Origin of the sequence: Pseudomonas sp. GD04091 (genome assembly GCF_029836165.1) — a bacterium.
In the GTDB taxonomy this organism is placed as follows: Bacteria; Pseudomonadota; Gammaproteobacteria; order Pseudomonadales; family Pseudomonadaceae; genus Aquipseudomonas.
In genome coordinates, this window is sequence record NZ_JAOEBG010000001.1 from 420,628 (window position 1) to 439,315 (window position 18,688).

Here is an 18,688-nt window from a genome sequence, read left to right on the forward strand (position 1 = left end):
GTTAAGCAAAAATATTACGCCGCAATCAGTTCAGGTAAGGGGACCAGGACGGTTCTCTGACTTCGCCTTGAGCGGTAGGAAGTGGGAGCCTCACACGGCCGTTAAGCGACACGAGCATCAAGACTCCCCGGCCCTGCTGGCGGGTGGCGTAGATTAGCATGGTGCCGTTTGGCGCAACAGTGGGAGACTCATCAAGACTGGTCTCGGAGAGAATCTTTACACTTCCGCGTTGCAGGTCCTGGGCGGCCACCTTGAAGTTGGTGAAACCCTGCTGGCGATGGATCATCACCAGGGTCTTCTCGTCCGCCGACAGTTTCGGGTTGGCGTTGTAGTTACCAACGAACGTCACACGCTCGGCACCACCGCCACCCACCGACTGTTTATAGATCTGCGGCTTGCCGCCACGGTCGGAGGTGAAGTACAGGGTGTTGCCATCCTTGCCCCAGAACGGCTCGGTATTGATGCCCGGGCCTGCGGTGACGCGGCTGATCTGACGCGACGCCACGTTCATCACGTAGATGTCCGGGTTACCGTCCTTCGACAGCACGAACGCCAGGCGGGTACCGTCAGGCGACCAGGCCGGCGCGCCGTTCAGGCCTTCGAAGTTGGTGATCTGCTCGCGGCGACCGGTGTCGATGTGCTGGATGAAGATGCGTGGACGCTTCTGCTCGAACGAGACATAGGCGATGCGCTTGCCATCCGGCGCGAAACGCGGCGACAGGATCGGCTCGCGCGACTGCAGCAAGGTCACCGCACGAGCACCATCGTAGTCCGAACGTTGCAGGGTGTAGCGGGTGTTGTTGGTCGAGAAGCGCTCGGCGGTCACGTACAGCATGCGGGTGGAGAACGCGCCCTTGATGCCGGTGAGTTTCTCGAACGACTGGTCGGCGATGTAGTGCGCCATGTCGCGCAGCTGGTCGACGCCGCCCGCGACGCTACCGGTCAGCACCTGCTGCTCGGTGGCGACGTTGAACAGCGCGTACTGCACCTGCAGGCGGCCACCGGCCGGCACGATGCTGCCGACCATGACGTACTGGGCGCCCAGCGCTTTCCAGTCACGGAAGATCACTTCGCTGGCCTGGCTTGGCAGGCTGATCATGTTCTGCCGCGGAATGGGCGCATAGTAACCGGAGTTACGCAGGTCGTTGCCGATGATGTCGGCCATGTCTTCCGGCAGCACGCTGCCGCCCTGCACGCCGAACGGCACTACCGCGATGGGGGTTGCCCGGTCGCTGCCACTGGTGACCAGGATGTTCTTTTCCTCGGCCATGGCCATGCCTGCCACGCAGCAGAGCAAGACCAGGAGTCCTCTCAGACGTTTAATCACAACGCTAGATCCTCAGGTGTAAATGTCATCTTGAATGAACGATACGGATTGAATTCGTTCGGCTTCAAGCCCTGCATTTCGGTCAACCGACCAATGTTCTTCACCGCGGCCACGGCCGAGCTGTCGAACGGACCGTCGCCGCTGGATTTGGCCACACTCACGTTGGTGATGGTGCCGTCCGGCAGCATGTTGATCTGCAGAACTACCGTCATGCCCTTGCGCGCAGATGGCGGACGCGCCCAACCTTCGGCCGCGCGCATGCGAATCAGGTCGTCGAAGTCGCCGGCCACCTGGTCACCCTGCTCGTCAGCCAGCGCCTGCTGCCGCTCGGTGGTGTCGGACAACAACTCGGCCAGTGCCTGCGCCTTCTTGTCTTCCGCCGCCTTGCGGGCCGCTTCCTGTGCTTTTTTCTTCTGGGCGTCTGCAGCGGCCTTTTTCTTGGCCTCTTCAGCTGCCTTCTTCTTCGCGTCCTCGGCCGCCGCTTTCTTCTTGGCGTCCTCGGCTGCTTTTTTCTTCGCGTCTTCGGCGGCTTTCTTCTTCGCCTCTTCCGCGGCTTGTTTCTTGGCCTCTTCTTCGGCCTGTTTCTTGGCCTCTTCCTCGGCTTTCTTCTTGGCGATGTCGGCCTGTTGCTTTTCGGCGGCCTTCTTCGCTTCTTCGGCTTTCTTGGCCTCGGCGGCCTTCTTCTGCTCGGCGGCTTCGGCTTTCTTGGCCTCGGCGGCCTCGCGCGCCTCCTCGGCCTTTTGAGCTGCGTCGGCTTTCTTTTGTTCCGCCGCCTTCACGGCCTCCTGCTCGACCTTCTTCTGCTCCAGCTGCTCGACTTCGGTCTGGCGAGAAGCGGTCTTCTTGGCCTCCCCGGCAATCTTCTGATTGGTCTGGGTAGTCGCCTGACTCTTGGACTTGAGCTGGTAGAGCGTGGCCTGGACGATCGGCTTGGAGGGCGGCAGCTCGGGCGTCATGGCAAAGCTGACGAACAGCATGCCGAACACCAGCACGTGCAGGCCAATGGCCCAGACACTGGGCCAGAAGTAGCTTTCCGAGGCGGATGGCTCTCGCTGTTGCATCAGGGCGCCTCGGTAATCAGGCCAACGTTTCCGACACCGGCCTTCTGCAACCCGCCCATGGCGCCCATGACCGCACCGTAGTCGACGGCCTTGTCGCCACGGATGAAGACCTGGGTCTGCTTGCCCTGGTCACGGCCGGCGGCGATGATCTTGGTCACCGCACCCGTCATTTCCGGCAAGGTCATGGCCTTGTCCATCTGCTTGTCGGTGTCGACTTCGCTGCCAAGGTTCCAGTAGTAGGTCTTGTCTGCCTTGATCGAGATGGTCAGGACCTGGACGTTGTTGTCCTGCGGCAGGGCTTCACTGGAAACCTTGGGCAGGTCCACCTTCACGCCCTGGTTGAGCATGGGGGCGGTCACCATGAAGATGACCAGTAGCACCAGCATCACGTCGATGTAGGGCACCACGTTCATCTCGGCGACCGGCTTGCGTTTGTGGCGAACTCGGGCCATGGGTTTCTACCTGATCACTCTTCGCTGGTGTGTACTTTGCGGTGCAGGATCGCCTGGAACTCGTCGGCGAAGGTGTAGTAGCGACCAATCAGCACTTCACTGCGCGCGGCAAAACGGTTGTAGGCGATAACAGCCGGGATCGCAGCGAACAGGCCGATCGCGGTGGCGATCAGGGCTTCGGCGATACCGGGAGCCACGGTGGCCAGGGTTGCCTGCTGGGCACTGGCCAGGCCACGGAACGAGTTCATGATGCCCCACACGGTACCGAACAGGCCGATGTACGGGCTGGTGGAACCGACGGTGGCCAGGAACGGCAGGCTCTGCTCGAGCTTTTCTTCCTCGCGGGAGATGGCCACGCGCATGGCACGACCGACGCCTTCCATGACCGCGTCCGGGTCGACACCCGGCTGCTGGCGCAGGCGCGAGAACTCCTTGAAGCCGGCGCGGAACACCTGCTCGACACCCGAGTCCGGATCAGGGTTGCTGCCCGCCTGACGGTACAGCTTGGAGAGGTCGATGCCCGACCAGAAGCGCTCTTCGAAAGCGTCCAGTGCACGACGACCGGCGCGCAGCATGGTGCTGCGCTGGAAGATCATGATCCAAGAGGTCACCGAGGCTGCCACGAGGGTCAGCATTACCAGCTGAACCACGATACTGGCATTGGCGACCAGGCTCCACATGGAGGTATGGTCGACGACGTTTGCTTCCACGCTTATTCTCCTGCGTTCGATTGAGTACCCGTGCCGTCCGCCAGGAAGGCGTCGCGCAGTTCTGGGGGAATGGCCCGGGGTTTGAAAGTGTCGGCGCGCACCGCGGCCACAAGGAACTGCCCTTCGCAGAGCAGCACTTCATCCTTTGCTCGCCATACCTGCTGCACGAAGCGCAGGCTGGCGCGATTCAATTCAAGCACCTGCGCGGTCACCCGCAATTCGTCGTCCAGGCGCGCCGGCGCGTGGTAGCGCGCTTCGCTCGAGTGGACCACGAACAGCAGGTTGTCCTGCGCCAGCTGGGCCTGGGAGAACCCCAGGTGACGCAGCCGTTCGGTGCGTGCGCGCTCCATGAATTTGAGGTAGTTGACGTAGTACACCACCCCGCCGGCATCGGTATCTTCGTAATAGACGCGACAGCGGTGTGCGAACGGTTCCAGCCCATTTTGCGCGCGCATACTCTAGTGCTTACTCCTGTGCTTGCCAATCCGCCCCGGCAACTGTTTTTGCTTCGATAATGTCGTATTGCCAGCGAACCGGCGGCATGCCAGCGGTAGGACCACGAAAATGCCGATTCGATCTGTCATTCGTCGTCCTGCGCTGCATATTCCCCGCCTTCGCAGAAGCGCCCGGGTATGTTCAGGCCGAAATGCAGGTAAGCATGACGGGTGACCACGCGCCCCCGTGGGGTGCGCATGATGTAACCCTGCTGGATGAGGTAGGGCTCGAGCACGTCCTCGATGGTGTGGCGCTCTTCGCCGATCGCTGCGGCAATGTTGTCGAGCCCCACCGGCCCACCGTCGAACTTCTCGATCATGGTCAGCAACAGACGCCGGTCGGAGTGATCGAAACCGCGCTCGTCGACATCCAGCAGGTTGAGCGCCATATCCGCGACCGCCTTGGTGATCTCACCCTTGCCACGCACTTCGGCATAGTCGCGCACCCGGCGCAGCAGGCGATTGGCGATCCTCGGCGTGCCCCGTGCCCGGCGGGCGATCTCGAAGGCACCCTTGTCATCCATCGGCAGCCCGAGAATACCGGCCGAACGACTGACGATGGTGGCCAGGTCCTTGTTGCTGTAGAACTCCAGGCGCTGGACGATGCCGAAACGGTCGCGCAGCGGGTTGGTCAGCATGCCGGCGCGGGTGGTGGCGCCGACCAGGGTGAACGGCGGCAGGTCGAGCTTGATCGAGCGTGCAGCCGGACCTTCGCCGATCATGATGTCCAGCTGGAAATCCTCCATCGCCGGATAGAGCACCTCCTCGACCACCGGCGACAACCGATGGATCTCGTCGATGAACAGCACGTCATGGGGCTCGAGGTTGGTCAACATCGCCGCGAGGTCGCCCGGGCGTTCGAGAATCGGGCCCGAGGTGCTCTTGACCGACACGCCCATCTCCTGGGCAATGATGTTGGCCAGGGTGGTCTTGCCCAGACCCGGCGGGCCAAAGATCAAGGTGTGGTCAAGGGATTCGTTGCGCCCACGCGCGGCCTGGATGAACAGCGCCATCTGCTCGCGCACCACCGGCTGGCCGATGTACTCGTCCAGGCGCAGCGGGCGGATCGCGCGGTCCTGGACTTCTTCACGGTCGCGGCCACTGGCGGCGATCAGGCGGTCGGTTTCGATCACTTGGCAATCATCCCTTTAAGGCTGCGACGGATCAGCTCCTCGCTGCTCAGGCCGGCCTTGTCCTTGATCGCGGCAATCGCCTTGCTCGCCTCTTGTGGCTTATAGCCCAGGGAGACCAGGGCACTGACCGCGTCGGCCTCGGCCGAGGACTCACTGGCCGCCGGCAGCGGGCCGTCGGAGACCAGGGTGAACATCGCCGGGGAGGTTTCCCACGCCTTGAAGCGATCCTTGAGCTCGACCAGCAGGCGTTCGGCGGTTTTCTTGCCAACACCGGGCACACGCACCAGGACCGAGGCGTCCTGGGCCTGCACGCAGCGCACCAGCTCGTCCACTTCCAGGCCGGACATCAGCGCCAGCGCCAGCTTCGGCCCAACGCCGTTGAGGCGGATCAGCTCGCGGAACAGCTCGCGCTCGCGCTTTTCCGCGAAACCATAGAGCAGGTGGGCGTCTTCGCGCACCACCAGGTGGGTGTGCACGGTCACTGGCTCGCCGACCTTGGGCAGGCGGTACAGGGTGGTCATCGGCACTTCCAGCTCGTAGCCCACGCCGTTGACGTCGATAATCAGGTGCGGCGGCTGTTTTTCCGCCAGGGTGCCACGCAAACGTCCAATCACGTTCCGATCCTTCCTCTCGGGTACCGGTCGAAAACCGGTCCACCCTATCAGCAAATGCGCCGGGAGCGCGCGCCACCCGGACAAAATGTGTATCAGCGCATGAAGCGGTTACAGACGCAAGCGCCCGCCGCGCCGCCGCGCCGTCGCCAGCCCATGGGGAATCAGGCTGGAACGGGTATGGGCATGGCACAGGGCGATGGCCAGGGCGTCGGAGGCGTCGATCTGCGGCTTCTGGGTCAGCTTGAGCAGGTGCATGACCATCATCATCACCTGTTCTTTATTGGCCCCGCCGGTGCCGGCCACGGCCTGCTTGACCTGGCTGGCGGTATATTCGGCGATCTCCAGGCCCGCCTCGGCCGCAGCGACGATCGCCGCACCGCGGGCCTGGCCCAGCTTGAGCGCAGAGTCGGCATTGCGCGCCATGAACACCCGCTCGATGCCCATGGTCACCGGCTCGTGCTGGCGGATGATCTCGCTGACCCCACGAAAGACGATCTGCAGGCGCTCGTGCAACTCACCACCGCCCGTGCGTATACAGCCCGACGCCACGTACTCGCAGCCACGGGCGGTCTGGCGGACCACGCCAAAACCGGTAATGCGCGAGCCGGGGTCGATACCAAGAATGAGAGTCATAGCGCCTACAAAGGTGTGCGAATTTGCCGACCTTATCGCGGGACAAGCCCGCCCCCACAAAGGCTACACCGCAATCCGGCGCAGGCCTTGTGGGGGCGGGCTTGCCCCGCGATCAAGCCGATTGCCGAAACGATCAGCCCAACGTTTCCATGATCTCATCGGAGATCTGTGCATTGGAGTAGACGTTCTGCACGTCATCCAGGTCCTCGAGCATGTCGATCAGCTTGAGCACCTTCTCCGCGCCGTCCTTGTCCAGTTCGGCGCTGGTGGTCGGCTGCATCACGATCTCGGCGTCCGAAGCCTTGAAACCAGCCTCTTCGAGCGCATTGCGCACGGCATAGAAGCTGTTGAACGAGGTGAACACCTCGAAGGAACCGTCGTCGTTGGCCACCACGTCGTCGGCGTCGGCCTCCATCGCGGCCTCCATCAGCACGTCCTCGTCGAGCTTCAGCTCGGCGGCGAAGCTGATCTGCCCCTTGCGCTCGAACAGGTAGGCCACCGAACCGTCGGTACCGAGGTTGCCACCGCACTTGGTGAAGGCATGACGCACGGCGGCGGCGGTACGGTTGCGGTTGTCGGTCATGGCCTCGACCATGATCGCCACACCGCCCGGACCGTAGCCCTCGTAGCTCAGCTCCTCGACGTTGTCGCTTTCGTTGGTGCCGGCACCGCGGGCCACGGCGCGATCGATGATGTCGCGACTCATGTTGGCACCCAGAGCCTTGTCCAGCGCCAGGCGCAGGCGCGGGTTGGAGGCCGGATCAGGGCCACCCTGCTTGGCCGCGACGGTCAGTTCGCGGATCCACTTGGTGAAGACCTTGCCTCTCTTGGCATCCTGGCGCTCTTTGCGGTGCTTGATGTTCGCCCACTTGGAATGACCAGCCATAACGACTCCGAATCCTTGAAACAGAAACAGGTTCCGCCCCGAAGGGCGGAACGTGAAGAATCCTGCGCTTCAAGCGCGGGGCGCCCCGCTACCGGGGCGCCCAGGCCGATTACTCGACCTTGGTCTGCTCGCGCAGACGGATGTGCAGCTCGCGCAGAGCCTTGGCATCGACCATGCCCGGGGCCTGGGTCATCACGCAAGCGGCGCTCTGGGTTTTCGGGAAGGCGATCACTTCACGGATCGACTGAGCACCGGTCATCAGCATGACCAGACGGTCCAGGCCGAAGGCCAGGCCACCGTGAGGCGGTGCACCGAACTTCAGGGCATCGAGCAGGAAGCCGAACTTCTCTTCCTGTTCTTGCGCCTCGATACCCAGCAGGCGGAAGACCGCTTGCTGCATCTCTTTACGGTGGATACGGATCGAACCGCCACCCAGCTCGGTGCCGTTCAGGACCATGTCGTAGGCACGCGACAGCGCGGTGGCCGGGTTGGCCTCCAGCTCTTCAGGGGAGCACTTCGGCGCGGTGAACGGGTGGTGCAGCGCGGTGAAGCTGCCGTCTTCGTTCTCTTCGAACATCGGGAAGTCGACGACCCACATCGGCGCCCACTCGCAGGTCAGCAGCTCGAAGTCGTGGCCCAGGCGGATACGCAGCGCGCCCAGGGCTTCGCTGACGATCTTGAACTTGTCGGCACCGAAGAACACGATGTCACCATCCACGGCACCAACGCGATCAAGGATGTTGTTGAGGTTGGCCTCGGGGATGTTCTTGACGATCGGCGACTGCAGACCCTCGACACCCTTGGCGCGCTCGTTGACCTTGATGTAGGCCAGGCCCTTGGCACCGTAGATGCCGACGAACTTGGTGTACTCGTCGATCTTGCTGCGCGGCATGCTGGCGCCGCCCGGCAGGCGCAGGGCGGTGACGCGGCATTTCGGATCGTTGGCCGGACCGGCGAAGACCTTGAAGTCGACATCCTTGAGCTGGTCGGCGACATCGACCAGCTCCAGCGGAATACGCAGGTCCGGCTTGTCGGAACCGTAGCGGCGCATGGCTTCTTCGAAGGTCATGTGCGGGAACTCACCGAACTCCAGGTCCAGCACTTCCTTGAACAGCTTGCGGATCATGCTTTCGGTCAAGCCCATGATCTCGGACTCGTCGAGGAAGCTGGTCTCGATGTCGATCTGGGTGAATTCCGGCTGGCGGTCGGCACGCAGGTCTTCGTCGCGGAAGCACTTGGCGATCTGGTAGTAGCGGTCGAAGCCGGCGACCATCAGCAGCTGCTTGAACAGCTGCGGCGACTGCGGCAGGGCGAAGAAGCTGCCCGCGTGGGTGCGGCTCGGCACCAGGTAGTCGCGCGCGCCTTCCGGGGTGGCGCGGGTCAGGATCGGCGTCTCGACGTCGAGGAAGCCGTTTTCGTCGAGGAAGCGACGGATGCTGCTGGTGATGCGCGAACGCAGGCGCAGCTTGTCGGCCATCTCAGGACGACGCAGGTCGATGAAGCGGTAGCGCAGGCGGGTTTCCTCGCCGACGTCGGAGTACTCGTTGAGCGGGAACGGCGGGGTTTCCGCTTCGTTGAGCACGTTCAGCTGGTAGCCGAGGATCTCGATGGCGCCGGACGCCATGTTGGCGTTTACCGCGCCGTCAGGGCGCTTGCGCACCTTGCCGGTGATCTGCACGACGTATTCGCTGCGCACACGGTCGGCGGCGGCGAAGGTTTCGGCGCGATCCGGGTCGAACACGACCTGGGCCATGCCTTCACGGTCACGGATATCGAGGAAGATCACCCCGCCGTGGTCGCGGCGACGATGGACCCAGCCGCAAAGGGTGACTTCCTGGCCGTCCAGGGACTCGTTCAGTTGGCCGCAATAATGGCTGCGCATCATGATCGTGGTTTCGCTTCTCGTGATTCGTGTATTCGGTGGAGGTCTTCGCCGCCCAAGGGGCTAATACTGCAAGACCTGGTCGGTGCAATTCAACTCAGTCGGCCTTGTCGCCGCCTGCCAGATTCTTTTTCGCCCCGGTTTTGAAGTCGGTCTCGTACCAGCCGTTGCCGCTCAGGCGGAAGCCGGGGACCGACAGCTGCTTCTTCAATGCCGGCGCCTGGCACGCCGGGCAATCGGTCAGCGGCGCGGCACTGATCTTCTGCAACACCTCCATCCGGTGATCGCAGGATGCACATTGATAGTCGTAAAGGGGCATGGGTGTTTCTCGTCAACCACATCGCACGCTGCCCAGGGCAGCAAAGAGCGGGATTATATATGGTTAAGGAGTGCAGTGCAGCCCGCTGGGCGGTCAATGCGCATCCGGCACATCCTGCAGCCAGTTCACGCAGATGACCCGGACAAGGCCGCTGAAATTCCTCACGCCGCCATGGCGCAGGTGCACTTCACGATCCACATAGGACAGCACGGCGCTCACCGAGCAATGATTGGCTTCGGCGATGCGCTCCAGGATCCGCCAGTACACCGCCTCCAGGCGCAGGCAGGTGGCGAAACCGTTGAGACGCACCGACCGCGAGACAGGCCCGGCCTGATCCATGTCGAAATCGTGCCTGAAGGGATCCATGCGGGGCCTCCCCGCCCACAGCCCCTGCCTGGCATTGCCGCCGTTGATACCTTGTGCCACGTACGCCATCGCTTCGCTCCATCGTCACGAAATTCCCCCACTCACTCCTGCGAGCGGAATCAATGACGCCCATGAAGCCGCGAAACGACCTCGCGGAGCAGCGGCAAAGCCTTCCCCGCAAATGACCGGGCCCGACCACGCAAACGTGGCCGGGCCCAACCTGAAAGCCTTTACGATGGATAGCTGCCGACCATTACTCTTCGAGCAGAACGCGCAACATCCAGGCAGTCTTCTCATGCACTTGCATGCGCTGGGTCAGCAAATCGGCAGTCGGTTCATCACTGACCTTGTCCACCACCGGGAAGATGCTGCGCGCCGTACGTACCACCGCCTGCTGCCCCTCGACCAGTTGACGAATCATCTCGTCCGCCGCTGGCACTCCCTCCTCCTCCTTGATCGAGGAGTGGCGAGCATAGTAGGCGTAAGCGCCCGGCGCCGGAAAACCCAGTGCGCGAATACGCTCGGCAATGGAGTCGACCGCCAGGGCCAACTCGTTGTATTGCTCCTCGAACATCAGGTGCAAGGTACGGAACGATGGGCCTTTGACGTTCCAATGGAAGCTATGGGTTTTCAGATACAGCACATAGGTATCCGACAACAGACGGGACAGCCCATCGGCGATGGACTTGCGATCTTCTTCACTGATACCGATATCGATTGCCATGAAGTTCCCCTTTCCATAAGGCTTGATAACCAAGCGGGCACGGCAACTGTAACAAGAGTTACCGTCCAGCGCATGCGACATGAGGCCGTACCGGTGACCACCTGGAGCGCACAGTTTGAGAACCCTCTGCCTTTGCTGTTAAATAGGCAGGGTGCCACCCGTGCGGATTGTCAGTGCCGGGTGCATAGGCTGGTCCGTCACGTTTTCGCGCTTACACCTCATGCGCACCGTGCGACCAGCTCATCCTGTGATCGGCCTTATCAATGTGAGCCAAACCAAATGTTCAAGATCGTCCATCTGGTGACGGGCGTGGCGGCTTTGCTGCTATCGCTCATACCCAGTCTGAAAACTGACGCGACACCTTTCCTCCAACAACCAGAAGCCGTCTACCTGGCGCTGCTTGGCCTGCTGAACCTGGTGCTGGCCCCCGTCCTGCCGCAGTACTACAAGGGCATGCGCCAGCAACTGCAACGCGCCAGCAGCATCCTGCTGGTCGTGGCCGTGATCCTGCAGACCCTCACCCTGCTGGCCCGTCCAGAGCTGGGCAACCTGCCAGCACTGGCCTGCGCCACGCTGGCCAGCGCCCTGCACCTGATCGCCGGTTTCGTCCGTGGCACGCGAAAGGCCCGAACCGGCCTCGGCACCACGCCGGATGGTGGCAAGCGCGATACCGGCACGGTGAAGTGGTTCAACACCTCCAAGGGCTTCGGCTTCATCTCCCGCGACTCCGGCGACGATATCTTCGTGCACTTTCGCGCCATCCGCGGCGAGGGCCATCGCGTCCTGGTCGAGGGACAACGCGTGGAGTTCTCGGTAATGCACCGCGACAAGGGCCTGCAGGCCGAAGACGTGGTCGCGGTCTCGCGCCGCTGACCACCTCGCCTCCGCCGCCCTCAGTAATGAGGCGGCGGTGGCTCCTCCCCTCCCCCCGCGTACTGGCCGAGCATCTCTTCGTGACGCTTGATCAGCTCGGCCATCTGCAGCTGCAGACGCTCGATCATCCGATGCTGCTCGACCACCACATCGTTGAGCGCCTGAATGGTGTCATCCTGGAAAGCCTGACGGGTTTCCAGCTCGGTGATACGCAATTCCAATTCCTGCGACACGTTCAGACCTCCTGGAAGCTCTCACCAAGCAGTGCACGCATCCGCAGACGGATACCTTCCACCTGCTCGGGCGAGTAGTCGACAGCCTGCACCTTGCCCCACACAGGTGCAGGCCAGGCCGCATCGCCATGGCGACGCACGATCACATGCATGTGCAGTTGGCTGACCACATTCCCGAGGGTTGCGACATTCATCTTGTCAGCGGCGAAGGCATCTTTCAGCGCCTCGGCCAGTGCGGCCGTCTCCGTCCACAGCTGCTGCTGGTCAGCCTCATCGAGCTCGAACACCTCGCTGACATCGGCACGGCGCGGCACCAGAATGAACCAGGGATAGTTGGCATCCTTGCTCAACAGCAGGCGGCACAGCGGCAGATCGCCCAGAACCAGGGAGTCCTGTTGCAGGCGCGAATCGAGGGTGAACACGGCAAACCTCCTTAACAGCGAACAGCCCGCCCACTCGGGCGGATACAGGCGCGCAGGATACCCCGCTTCCTCCATCGCCACACGCCCCATTCAGGGAAACTGCGCTTGTGGCACGCAACTGACGGGGCTGTCGCCCCGCTTCGGTAACACTGCGCTACTTTTCGCACCATAATGATGCCGCCTCCAATCCCGCCACCACACTTGCGTCACATAAAACAGCCAGGATCAACAGTGGCCGGTAACACCTTGACTTTGAAGGCAGCCTCGCTCGGTTTAACGCCATCATCGAGCTACACCACAGAAAGCACGCCGCGCCCCGTATTTACGGCGGTTTCGCCGCACAGAGCGGTGAAATGTGAAAATTTCATCAGCTGTTCGCGATTTTGAGCACGCTTGTTGCTTTCTCTACACGCCAAGTCGGCACGACCCCTGCATTGCAGGGCAAGCGCGACAAATAACAACAGCGGCATCGGATAACCAGGGAGTTTCACAAGCCGTACTTTGTATTTATACATTCATGACGGTTTCGAGACAGCGCTGGTGTTGTGCGCCCTATTAAAACAGGGCGTGATTTGCGACATGGAAATAACCAACAGCGACATGGCCATAAAGTTACCGAAAGGTTGTTTACGGCCATATCGCCAAGAATAGTCTGCGTGATATAAATTTTCGCCGACATAACAAGAAAGAGCTGCCCCTATAACTAAATACATCCGGGTGCAGCGGTACTCTTCCTAAAAACCAAAGGAGCAAATCACGATGCGCGTGATGAAGTGGAGCATGATCGCCCTGGCCGTCGCGGCGGGCACTTCGCAGATGGCTGTCGCCTCTTCGCAGGATGAATCCAAGGGTTTCGTCGAAGACAGCAAACTCAACGTCAAGACCCGGATGCTGTATTTCAGCCGTGATTTCCGCAACAACGAACGGGATGAAGACGGCAACCGCCAGAGCCGCGTGGAAGAAACCGGCCTGGGCTTCCTCGGCACCTTCGAGTCGGGCTTCACCCAGGGCACCGTGGGCGTGGGTATCGACGCCATCGGCATGCTCGGCCTGAAACTGGACAGCGGCAAAGGCCGCGCCGGTACCGGCCTGTTCCCGCAGGGCTCCGACGGCCGCTCGCAGGATGACTACTCCGAAGGCGGCGCCGCCATCAAGTTCCGTGTCTCCGACACCGTGCTGAAGGTCGGCAACCAGTTCACCGCCCTGCCCGTATTCGCCACCGACGACAGCCGCCTGCTGCCGGAAGTCGCCGAAGGCGCGCTGATCACCAGCAATGAAATCAAGGGCCTGACCCTGCACGCCGGCCGTTTCACCGGGATGAACGCCCAGGCCCAGACCTACCGTGACAGCCTGCACCTGACCGAGGCGGATGTCGTCGGCGGCACTTACGCCTTCACCGACAGCCTGTCCACCAGCCTGTACTACTCGAAGGTCGAGGACTACTGGCGCAAGTACTACGCCAACGTCAACTGGGCGCTGCCGATCTCCGACAAGCAAGGCCTGGTGTTCGACTTCAACATCTATGACACCAAGAGCGACGGCGCCGCCAAGGTCAAGGCGTTCGACGGCGACAAGCTGGACAACCGTGCCTTCAGCCTTTCGGCCGCCTACAACATCGGCGCCCACACCTTCACCCTGGCCTACCAGAAGGTCACCGGTGACGGCGACTACGCATACGGCGTGGACGGTGGCGGCACCGTGTTCCTGGCCAACTCCATCGCTCGTTCCGACTTCAACGCCGAAGACGAGAAGTCCTGGCAGGCGCGGTACGACCTGAACTTCGCCGAGTTCGGCATTCCGGGCCTGACCTTCATGACCCGCTACGCCCGCGGTAGCGACGCCAACGTCGCCGGCACCAACAACGGCAAGGAATGGGAACGCGACATCGACATCAAGTACGTGCTCCAGGAAGGCCCGGCCAAAGACCTGAGCTTCCGCGTGCGTCAGGCCACCTACCGCTCCGCCGACGGCGTCTACTATGGCTCCCCGTCGCTGGACGAGCTGCGCCTGATCGTCGAGTACCCGCTGAGCATCCTGTAAGCCTGCGCTTGCATCGCCACGCGAATGAGGAAGCCCGGCAAACGCCGGGCTTTTTCTTGGCTGACAGAATCGCCTGCTTGCTGCATTCTGTACGCTTTCGTTTCGCCCCCGTACAATGCGGGGTCATTTCACTTTCAGGCATTCGACACGGCTCCCCATGCGCACCAGTCAATACTTGCTCGCCACCCAGAAAGAAACCCCGGCCGATGCAGTGGTCATCAGCCACCAGCTCATGCTGCGTGCCGGCATGATCCGCAAGCTGGCCTCTGGCCTCTACACCTGGCTGCCGATGGGCCTGCGGGTGATGCGCAAGGTCGAGGCCGTGGTCCGCGAGGAAATGAACGCCGCTGGCGCGCTCGAAGTATTGATGCCGAGCATCCAACCCGCCGAACTGTGGCAGGAGTCCGGTCGCTGGGAGCAGTACGGCCCTGAACTGCTGCGCCTGAAGGACCGCCATCAGCGCGATTTCTGCGTCGGTCCGACCCACGAGGAAGTGATCACCGACCTGGCCCGCAACGAGCTGTCCAGCTACAAGCAGCTGCCACTGAACATGTACCAGATCCAGACCAAGTTCCGTGACGAGATCCGTCCGCGCTTCGGCCTGATGCGCGGCCGCGAATTCATCATGAAGGACGCCTACTCCTTCCATGCCGACCAGGCTTCCCTGCAGGAAACCTACGATCGCATGCACCTGGCGTACTCCAACATCTTCACCCGCCTGGGCCTGGACTTCCGTCCGGTGCAGGCCGACACCGGCTCGATCGGTGGCAGCTACTCCCACGAGTTCCACGTGCTCGCCTCCTCGGGCGAGGACGACGTGATCTTCAGCGACTCCTCCGACTACGCCGCCAATATCGAGAAGGCCGAGGCCATCCCACGTGAAACCGTGCGCCCGGCTCCGACCGAGGAGCTGCGCCTGGTCGACACGCCGGATGCCAAGACCATCGCCCAGCTGGTGGAAAACTACGGCCTGGCGATCGAGAAGACCGTCAAGACCCTGATCGTGCACGGCGCCGAAGAAGGCAAGCTGGTCGCGCTGATCGTCCGTGGCGACCACGAGCTCAACGAAATCAAGGCCGCCAAGCTGGAGCAGGTCGCCGACCCGCTGGTCATGGCTTCCGACGCCGAGCTGCGCGCCGCCATTGGTGCCGGCGCCGGCTCCCTCGGCCCGCTGAACCTGCCGCTGGAATGCGTCATCGATCGCTCGGTCGCCTTGATGAGCGACTTCGGCATCGGCGCCAACATCGACGACAAGCACTACTTCGGCGTCAACTGGGAGCGCGACCTGCCGGTTGCGCAAGTCGCCGACCTGCGCAACGTGGTCGAGGGCGACCCAAGCCCGGACGGCCAAGGCACCCTGGTGATCAAGCGCGGCATCGAAGTCGGCCATATCTTCCAGCTCGGCACCAAGTACAGCGAAGCGCTCAAGTGCCAGGTGCTGGGCGAGAACGGCAAGCCGGTGGTGCTGTCCATGGGCTGCTACGGCATCGGCGTGTCCCGCGTGGTCGCCGCCGCCATCGAGCAGAACCATGACGACAAAGGCATCATCTGGAACGACGCCCTGGCTCCGTTCCAGATCGCCCTGGTACCGCTGCGCTACGAAACCGACGTGGTCCGCGAGGCGACCGACAAGCTGTACGCCGAACTGACCGCCGCCGGCTACGAGGTGCTGCTGGACGACCGCGACAAGAAGACCAGCCCCGGCATCAAGTTCGCCGACATGGAGCTGATCGGCATCCCGCACCGCATCGTCGTCAGTGACCGCGGCCTTGCCGAAGGCAACCTGGAGTACAAGCACCGTACCGAGGCGGACGCCCAGGCACTGCCGCTCGATGAAGTGCTGACCTTCCTGCAGGCCCGTATCCGCCGCTGATAACCGTTGCGCGAGTGATCATGTCCAAGCGAAGTACCTACACCCTGGGGGGCGCCGCACTGTGCGGCGCCCTGCTGCTCAGCGGTTGCGCCAACCAGATGTCCCAGCGCAGCGACCACGAGGAGCGCGTCGAGCGCAAGCTGCTCGAGCACAGTCTGCAGATCGATGTCGGCGAGCCCAAGGTGATGGAGCTTCCGCAACGGCGCGTGCGCATTCACGAACTCAAGCGCTTCGAAGTCACCGAATTCGAAGTGACACGCCGTTACGACCGCTACACCCCCTATCAGCCCTGGCGGGAAATCTACGAGATCCCCCTGGGCGCGGTGGCCGTGGTCGCAGGTGTCGGCGCCAATGTGGTCAATGTGTTCGCGCTGGGCAACCTGCCGGACAGCATGACCCATGACTGGCTCAGCTATGGCGTGGCCGGCATCAACCCGTTCATGAACGTGCAGTCCAATGGTCGCGCGCAGCAGAACCTGGCCGGCATCAGCGAAGTCGAGAAGGGCAAGCGCGAGGAGTCCATCAGCCTGCCCTGGAACGAGCGTCTGGTGGAGGTCAAGGCCGGCAAGATGAGCCACGAGCTGACCACCGACAAGCATGGCGTGCTGCGCCTCAACCTGCTGGACAGCCCGTTCTCCGAGCAGAACCTCAACCATATCGGCACCTTGCACCTGCACGTGGTCGATGAGGACAACGGTGTGCGCGGCGACGCCAGCCTGCTGGTCAGTGGCAACTTGCGCAGCAAGCTGCTGGAAGCCCATGAGCTGATTTTCGATGACCTGGAGGACGACGATGTCGGCCAATGGGTGCATCGGGTCAAACGCCTGTCGGAGCTTGGCCTGGAAGAGGAAGCCAGCGAACTGGAGCAGAGCCTGATCGAGCTGACCCGCAACGATCCGGAGCTGCAACAGGAGTTCGTGCAAAGCCTGACCAAGGCAACCGGGCGACTGGTCGCCGACCCGGGCGCACAGTAAGACGAAAAAGGGGCCGTTTTTGCGGCCCCTCTTCTATACATCTATTTGTCCGCGAACAACTCCAGCTGCTCATGCGCCCCACGCAGATCACGCAGCCGTACGCCAACCCCCAGCAATCGCACCGGCTTGCCTCCCCGCGCAAACGCCTGGCTCAGCAATTGACGGTAGCTCTCCAGGTCCCGCCCCGCGCCTGCCTGCTCCATCGTGGTCTGGCTGAAATCATGGAACTTGACCTTGACGAAGGGTTTGTCGGGCCGATAGCTGCTGTCCATCCGCGCGATCCGCTCGTTCAGGGTGGCCAGAAGGCCTGGTAATTTTTCCAGGCAGCTGGGCAGGTCCGGCAAGTCCTGATCGTAGGTGTTTTCCACACTGACCGATTGCCGACGGCTGTCATTGTGCACCGCGCGCTCGTCGATGCCTCGCGACAGCCCCCACAAGCGCTCGCCAAAACTGCCGAATTCGCGGACCAGCGCCAGGCGCGACCAATCGCGCAGTGAAAGGCAGGTATCGATCCCCAACCGTGAAAGCTTGTCTGCGGTGACCTTGCCGACCCCATGCAGGCGCGCCACCGGCAAGGCCGCGACAAACGCTTCAACCTGATCCGGCGTGATGACGAACAGGCCATTGGGCTTGCGCCAGTCGCTGGCGATCTTGGCCAGGAACTTGTTCGGTGCCACCCCCGCAGAAACGGTGATATGCAACTGCTGGGCAACCCGACGGCGAATATCCTCGGCAATTCGCGTGGCGCTGCCGGAGAACCACTGACTGTCGCTGACATCCAGGTAGGCCTCGTCCAATGACAGCGGTTCGATCAGCTCGGTGTAATCGCGAAAGATCCCGTGAATCTCCCGGGACGCTTCGCGGTAGGCCTCGAAGCGTGGCTTGACGATCTCCAGGTCCGGACACAGCTTCAGCGCATGCCCGGACGACATGGCCGAACGCACGCCGTAGGCACGCGCCTCATAATTGCAGGTGGCAATGACTCCACGCTGACCCGGCTGCCCGCCGACCGCCATCGGGCGCCCGACCAGGCGCGGGTCGTCACGCATTTCGATGGCAGCGTAGAAACAGTCACAGTCGATGTGAATAATCTTGCGCAGAGACATGGACGACAGCCACTACTGTAAATTCATACAGATATTACTCCATGCCTCCCGCCACACGACAGCCCAGCTACGACAATCGGCCTACAACCCCCGCCGTACCTGACCTGCGAGGCGATTCAGCCAGCTAAGGGTTTGAACGAAAAAGGTTTTTTTTGAATTTCTGCTTGACACCAGGAAGGATTTCCGTAGAATTCGATCTCACAGGCGCGGGATGGAGCAGCCTGGTAGCTCGTCGGGCTCATAACCCGAAGGTCGTCGGTTCAAATCCGGCTCCCGCAACCAGATTAAAGAAAAGGCCACTGTTTCGACAGTGGCCTTTTTTATTGCCTGAAATTTGCTTCATGAAAAAAATAGCGAAAAATCAAAGATTAACGCTTGACACCCCGCCGCATATCCGTAGAATGCGCACCACTGACGCGGGATGGAGCAGCCTGGTAGCTCGTCGGGCTCATAACCCGAAGGTCGTCGGTTCAAATCCGGCTCCCGCAACCATATTCGTCAGGACAGGCCCCGCTTATCGAAAGATAACGCGGGGCTTGTTGCATTCTGCCCCCTCGCTTTCCTCA

General features: G+C 62.1%; 21 protein-coding genes and 2 tRNA genes. 6 read left to right on the forward strand and 17 right to left on the reverse strand.

The window, feature by feature from the left end:
* Window positions 1-25: 25 nt before the first annotated feature.
* The 13 genes from tolB to N7422_RS01980 form a co-directional block, all read right to left on the reverse strand.
* The gene (gene tolB / locus N7422_RS01920) at window positions 26-1,276 is read right to left on the reverse strand and encodes a Tol-Pal system beta propeller repeat protein TolB (protein ID WP_279805095.1); all 1,251 of its coding nucleotides are present in this window, start codon (window positions 1,274-1,276) and stop codon (window positions 26-28) included.
* Window positions 1,277-1,323: 47 nt separating this feature from the next.
* Window positions 1,324-2,388: a cell envelope integrity protein TolA gene (tolA, locus tag N7422_RS01925; protein WP_279804877.1), complete on the reverse strand. Its 1,065-nt coding sequence runs from the start codon at window positions 2,386-2,388 to the stop codon at window positions 1,324-1,326.
* The gene (gene tolR, locus N7422_RS01930; RefSeq protein WP_011535155.1) at window positions 2,388-2,840 is read right to left on the reverse strand and encodes a protein TolR; all 453 of its coding nucleotides are present in this window, start codon (window positions 2,838-2,840) and stop codon (window positions 2,388-2,390) included. The genes tolA and tolR overlap by 1 nt, the downstream gene beginning before the upstream one ends.
* A gap of 14 nt (window positions 2,841-2,854) precedes the next feature.
* Complete coding sequence (gene tolQ / locus N7422_RS01935; RefSeq protein ID WP_279804878.1) at window positions 2,855-3,550, reverse strand: protein TolQ; 696 nt, start codon at window positions 3,548-3,550, stop codon at window positions 2,855-2,857.
* A 2-nt stretch (window positions 3,551-3,552) separates the two neighbouring features.
* Window positions 3,553-4,005 (reverse strand): tol-pal system-associated acyl-CoA thioesterase, encoded by a 453-nt coding sequence (ybgC, locus tag N7422_RS01940; protein ID WP_023628696.1) that lies wholly within the window; start codon window positions 4,003-4,005, stop codon window positions 3,553-3,555.
* A gap of 125 nt (window positions 4,006-4,130) precedes the next feature.
* Window positions 4,131-5,177, reverse strand: coding sequence for a Holliday junction branch migration DNA helicase RuvB (gene ruvB / locus N7422_RS01945; protein ID WP_240063769.1), 1,047 nt, complete (start codon window positions 5,175-5,177; stop codon window positions 4,131-4,133).
* Window positions 5,174-5,791 (reverse strand): Holliday junction branch migration protein RuvA, encoded by a 618-nt coding sequence (gene ruvA, locus N7422_RS01950; RefSeq protein WP_134689425.1) that lies wholly within the window; start codon window positions 5,789-5,791, stop codon window positions 5,174-5,176. The genes ruvB and ruvA overlap by 4 nt, the downstream gene beginning before the upstream one ends.
* Before the next feature lie 108 nt (window positions 5,792-5,899).
* A complete protein-coding gene (gene ruvC, locus N7422_RS01955) occupies window positions 5,900-6,424 on the reverse strand; it encodes a crossover junction endodeoxyribonuclease RuvC (RefSeq protein WP_023628699.1) in 525 nt (174 codons plus the stop codon).
* Between the two features lie 133 nt (window positions 6,425-6,557).
* Window positions 6,558-7,310 carry a YebC/PmpR family DNA-binding transcriptional regulator gene (locus N7422_RS01960; RefSeq protein ID WP_279804881.1) on the reverse strand — a complete coding sequence of 251 codons (753 nt, stop codon included), beginning with the start codon at window positions 7,308-7,310 and terminating at the stop codon, window positions 6,558-6,560.
* A gap of 109 nt (window positions 7,311-7,419) precedes the next feature.
* The gene (gene aspS / locus N7422_RS01965; protein ID WP_279804882.1) at window positions 7,420-9,195 is read right to left on the reverse strand and encodes an aspartate--tRNA ligase; all 1,776 of its coding nucleotides are present in this window, start codon (window positions 9,193-9,195) and stop codon (window positions 7,420-7,422) included.
* 94 nt (window positions 9,196-9,289) lie between these two features.
* Complete coding sequence (locus N7422_RS01970; RefSeq protein ID WP_279804883.1) at window positions 9,290-9,511, reverse strand: zinc ribbon domain-containing protein; 222 nt, start codon at window positions 9,509-9,511, stop codon at window positions 9,290-9,292.
* Between the two features lie 93 nt (window positions 9,512-9,604).
* Complete coding sequence (locus N7422_RS01975) at window positions 9,605-9,946, reverse strand: ribbon-helix-helix domain-containing protein (protein WP_279804884.1); 342 nt, start codon at window positions 9,944-9,946, stop codon at window positions 9,605-9,607.
* A 184-nt stretch (window positions 9,947-10,130) separates the two neighbouring features.
* Window positions 10,131-10,601 carry a DNA starvation/stationary phase protection protein gene (locus tag N7422_RS01980; RefSeq protein WP_279804885.1) on the reverse strand — a complete coding sequence of 157 codons (471 nt, stop codon included), beginning with the start codon at window positions 10,599-10,601 and terminating at the stop codon, window positions 10,131-10,133.
* Between the two features lie 279 nt (window positions 10,602-10,880).
* Between N7422_RS01980 and N7422_RS01985 the strand changes: the two genes are divergently transcribed.
* Window positions 10,881-11,474, forward strand: coding sequence for a cold shock domain-containing protein (locus N7422_RS01985; protein WP_279804886.1), 594 nt, complete (start codon window positions 10,881-10,883; stop codon window positions 11,472-11,474).
* A 20-nt stretch (window positions 11,475-11,494) separates the two neighbouring features.
* Here N7422_RS01985 and N7422_RS01990 read toward each other — a convergent pair whose 3' ends face one another.
* The 3 genes from N7422_RS01990 to N7422_RS02000 form a co-directional block, all read right to left on the reverse strand.
* Complete coding sequence (locus N7422_RS01990) at window positions 11,495-11,707, reverse strand: SlyX family protein (protein ID WP_279804887.1); 213 nt, start codon at window positions 11,705-11,707, stop codon at window positions 11,495-11,497.
* 2 nt (window positions 11,708-11,709) lie between these two features.
* Window positions 11,710-12,129 (reverse strand): HIT domain-containing protein, encoded by a 420-nt coding sequence (locus N7422_RS01995; RefSeq protein WP_279804888.1) that lies wholly within the window; start codon window positions 12,127-12,129, stop codon window positions 11,710-11,712.
* A 290-nt stretch (window positions 12,130-12,419) separates the two neighbouring features.
* Complete coding sequence (locus tag N7422_RS02000; protein WP_279804889.1) at window positions 12,420-12,644, reverse strand: hypothetical protein; 225 nt, start codon at window positions 12,642-12,644, stop codon at window positions 12,420-12,422.
* 244 nt (window positions 12,645-12,888) lie between these two features.
* On the opposite strand from N7422_RS02000, the gene N7422_RS02005 reads away from it, so the two are divergent.
* From N7422_RS02005 to N7422_RS02015, 3 genes are all read left to right on the forward strand, one after another.
* On the forward strand, window positions 12,889-14,169 hold the full coding sequence (locus tag N7422_RS02005; protein WP_279804890.1) for an OprD family porin: 1,281 nt from the start codon (window positions 12,889-12,891) through the stop codon (window positions 14,167-14,169).
* Between the two features lie 157 nt (window positions 14,170-14,326).
* Window positions 14,327-16,042, forward strand: coding sequence for a proline--tRNA ligase (locus N7422_RS02010; protein WP_279804891.1), 1,716 nt, complete (start codon window positions 14,327-14,329; stop codon window positions 16,040-16,042).
* A 20-nt stretch (window positions 16,043-16,062) separates the two neighbouring features.
* Window positions 16,063-17,016 (forward strand): hypothetical protein, encoded by a 954-nt coding sequence (locus tag N7422_RS02015; protein WP_279804892.1) that lies wholly within the window; start codon window positions 16,063-16,065, stop codon window positions 17,014-17,016.
* 41 nt (window positions 17,017-17,057) lie between these two features.
* Here N7422_RS02015 and dinB read toward each other — a convergent pair whose 3' ends face one another.
* On the reverse strand, window positions 17,058-18,116 hold the full coding sequence (gene dinB, locus N7422_RS02020; protein WP_279805096.1) for a DNA polymerase IV: 1,059 nt from the start codon (window positions 18,114-18,116) through the stop codon (window positions 17,058-17,060).
* A 211-nt stretch (window positions 18,117-18,327) separates the two neighbouring features.
* Here dinB and N7422_RS02025 point away from each other — a divergent pair.
* Window positions 18,328-18,404: transfer RNA gene (locus tag N7422_RS02025), tRNA-Met, on the forward strand.
* A gap of 133 nt (window positions 18,405-18,537) precedes the next feature.
* Window positions 18,538-18,614, forward strand: a tRNA-Met gene (locus tag N7422_RS02030).
* The last annotated feature ends 74 nt before the right edge of the window (window positions 18,615-18,688 follow it).

Bases quoted from the DNA above. Each gene is read 5' to 3' on its own strand.
- ruvC (WP_023628699.1), bottom strand. From the start codon at position 6,424: ATGACTCTCATTCTTGGTATCGACCCCGGCTCGCGCATTACCGGTTTT.
- N7422_RS02010 (WP_279804891.1), top strand. From the start codon at position 14,327: ATGCGCACCAGTCAATACTTGCTCGCCACCCAGAAAGAAACCCCGGCC.
- N7422_RS02000 (WP_279804889.1), bottom strand. From the start codon at position 12,644: ATGTATAAATACAAAGTACGGCTTGTGAAACTCCCTGGTTATCCGATG.
- ybgC (WP_023628696.1), bottom strand. From the start codon at position 4,005: ATGCGCGCGCAAAATGGGCTGGAACCGTTCGCACACCGCTGTCGCGTC.
- N7422_RS01975 (WP_279804884.1), bottom strand. From the start codon at position 9,946: ATGGCGTACGTGGCACAAGGTATCAACGGCGGCAATGCCAGGCAGGGG.
- N7422_RS01985 (WP_279804886.1), top strand. From the start codon at position 10,881: ATGTTCAAGATCGTCCATCTGGTGACGGGCGTGGCGGCTTTGCTGCTA.
- tolR (WP_011535155.1), bottom strand. From the start codon at position 2,840: ATGGCCCGAGTTCGCCACAAACGCAAGCCGGTCGCCGAGATGAACGTG.
- N7422_RS01960 (WP_279804881.1), bottom strand. From the start codon at position 7,310: ATGGCTGGTCATTCCAAGTGGGCGAACATCAAGCACCGCAAAGAGCGC.
- N7422_RS02015 (WP_279804892.1), top strand. From the start codon at position 16,063: ATGTCCAAGCGAAGTACCTACACCCTGGGGGGCGCCGCACTGTGCGGC.
- N7422_RS01970 (WP_279804883.1), bottom strand. From the start codon at position 9,511: ATGCCCCTTTACGACTATCAATGTGCATCCTGCGATCACCGGATGGAG.
- aspS (WP_279804882.1), bottom strand. From the start codon at position 9,195: ATGATGCGCAGCCATTATTGCGGCCAACTGAACGAGTCCCTGGACGGC.
- N7422_RS02005 (WP_279804890.1), top strand. From the start codon at position 12,889: ATGCGCGTGATGAAGTGGAGCATGATCGCCCTGGCCGTCGCGGCGGGC.
- tolA (WP_279804877.1), bottom strand. From the start codon at position 2,388: ATGCAACAGCGAGAGCCATCCGCCTCGGAAAGCTACTTCTGGCCCAGT.
- tolB (WP_279805095.1), bottom strand. From the start codon at position 1,276: ATGGCCATGGCCGAGGAAAAGAACATCCTGGTCACCAGTGGCAGCGAC.
- N7422_RS01980 (WP_279804885.1), bottom strand. From the start codon at position 10,601: ATGGCAATCGATATCGGTATCAGTGAAGAAGATCGCAAGTCCATCGCC.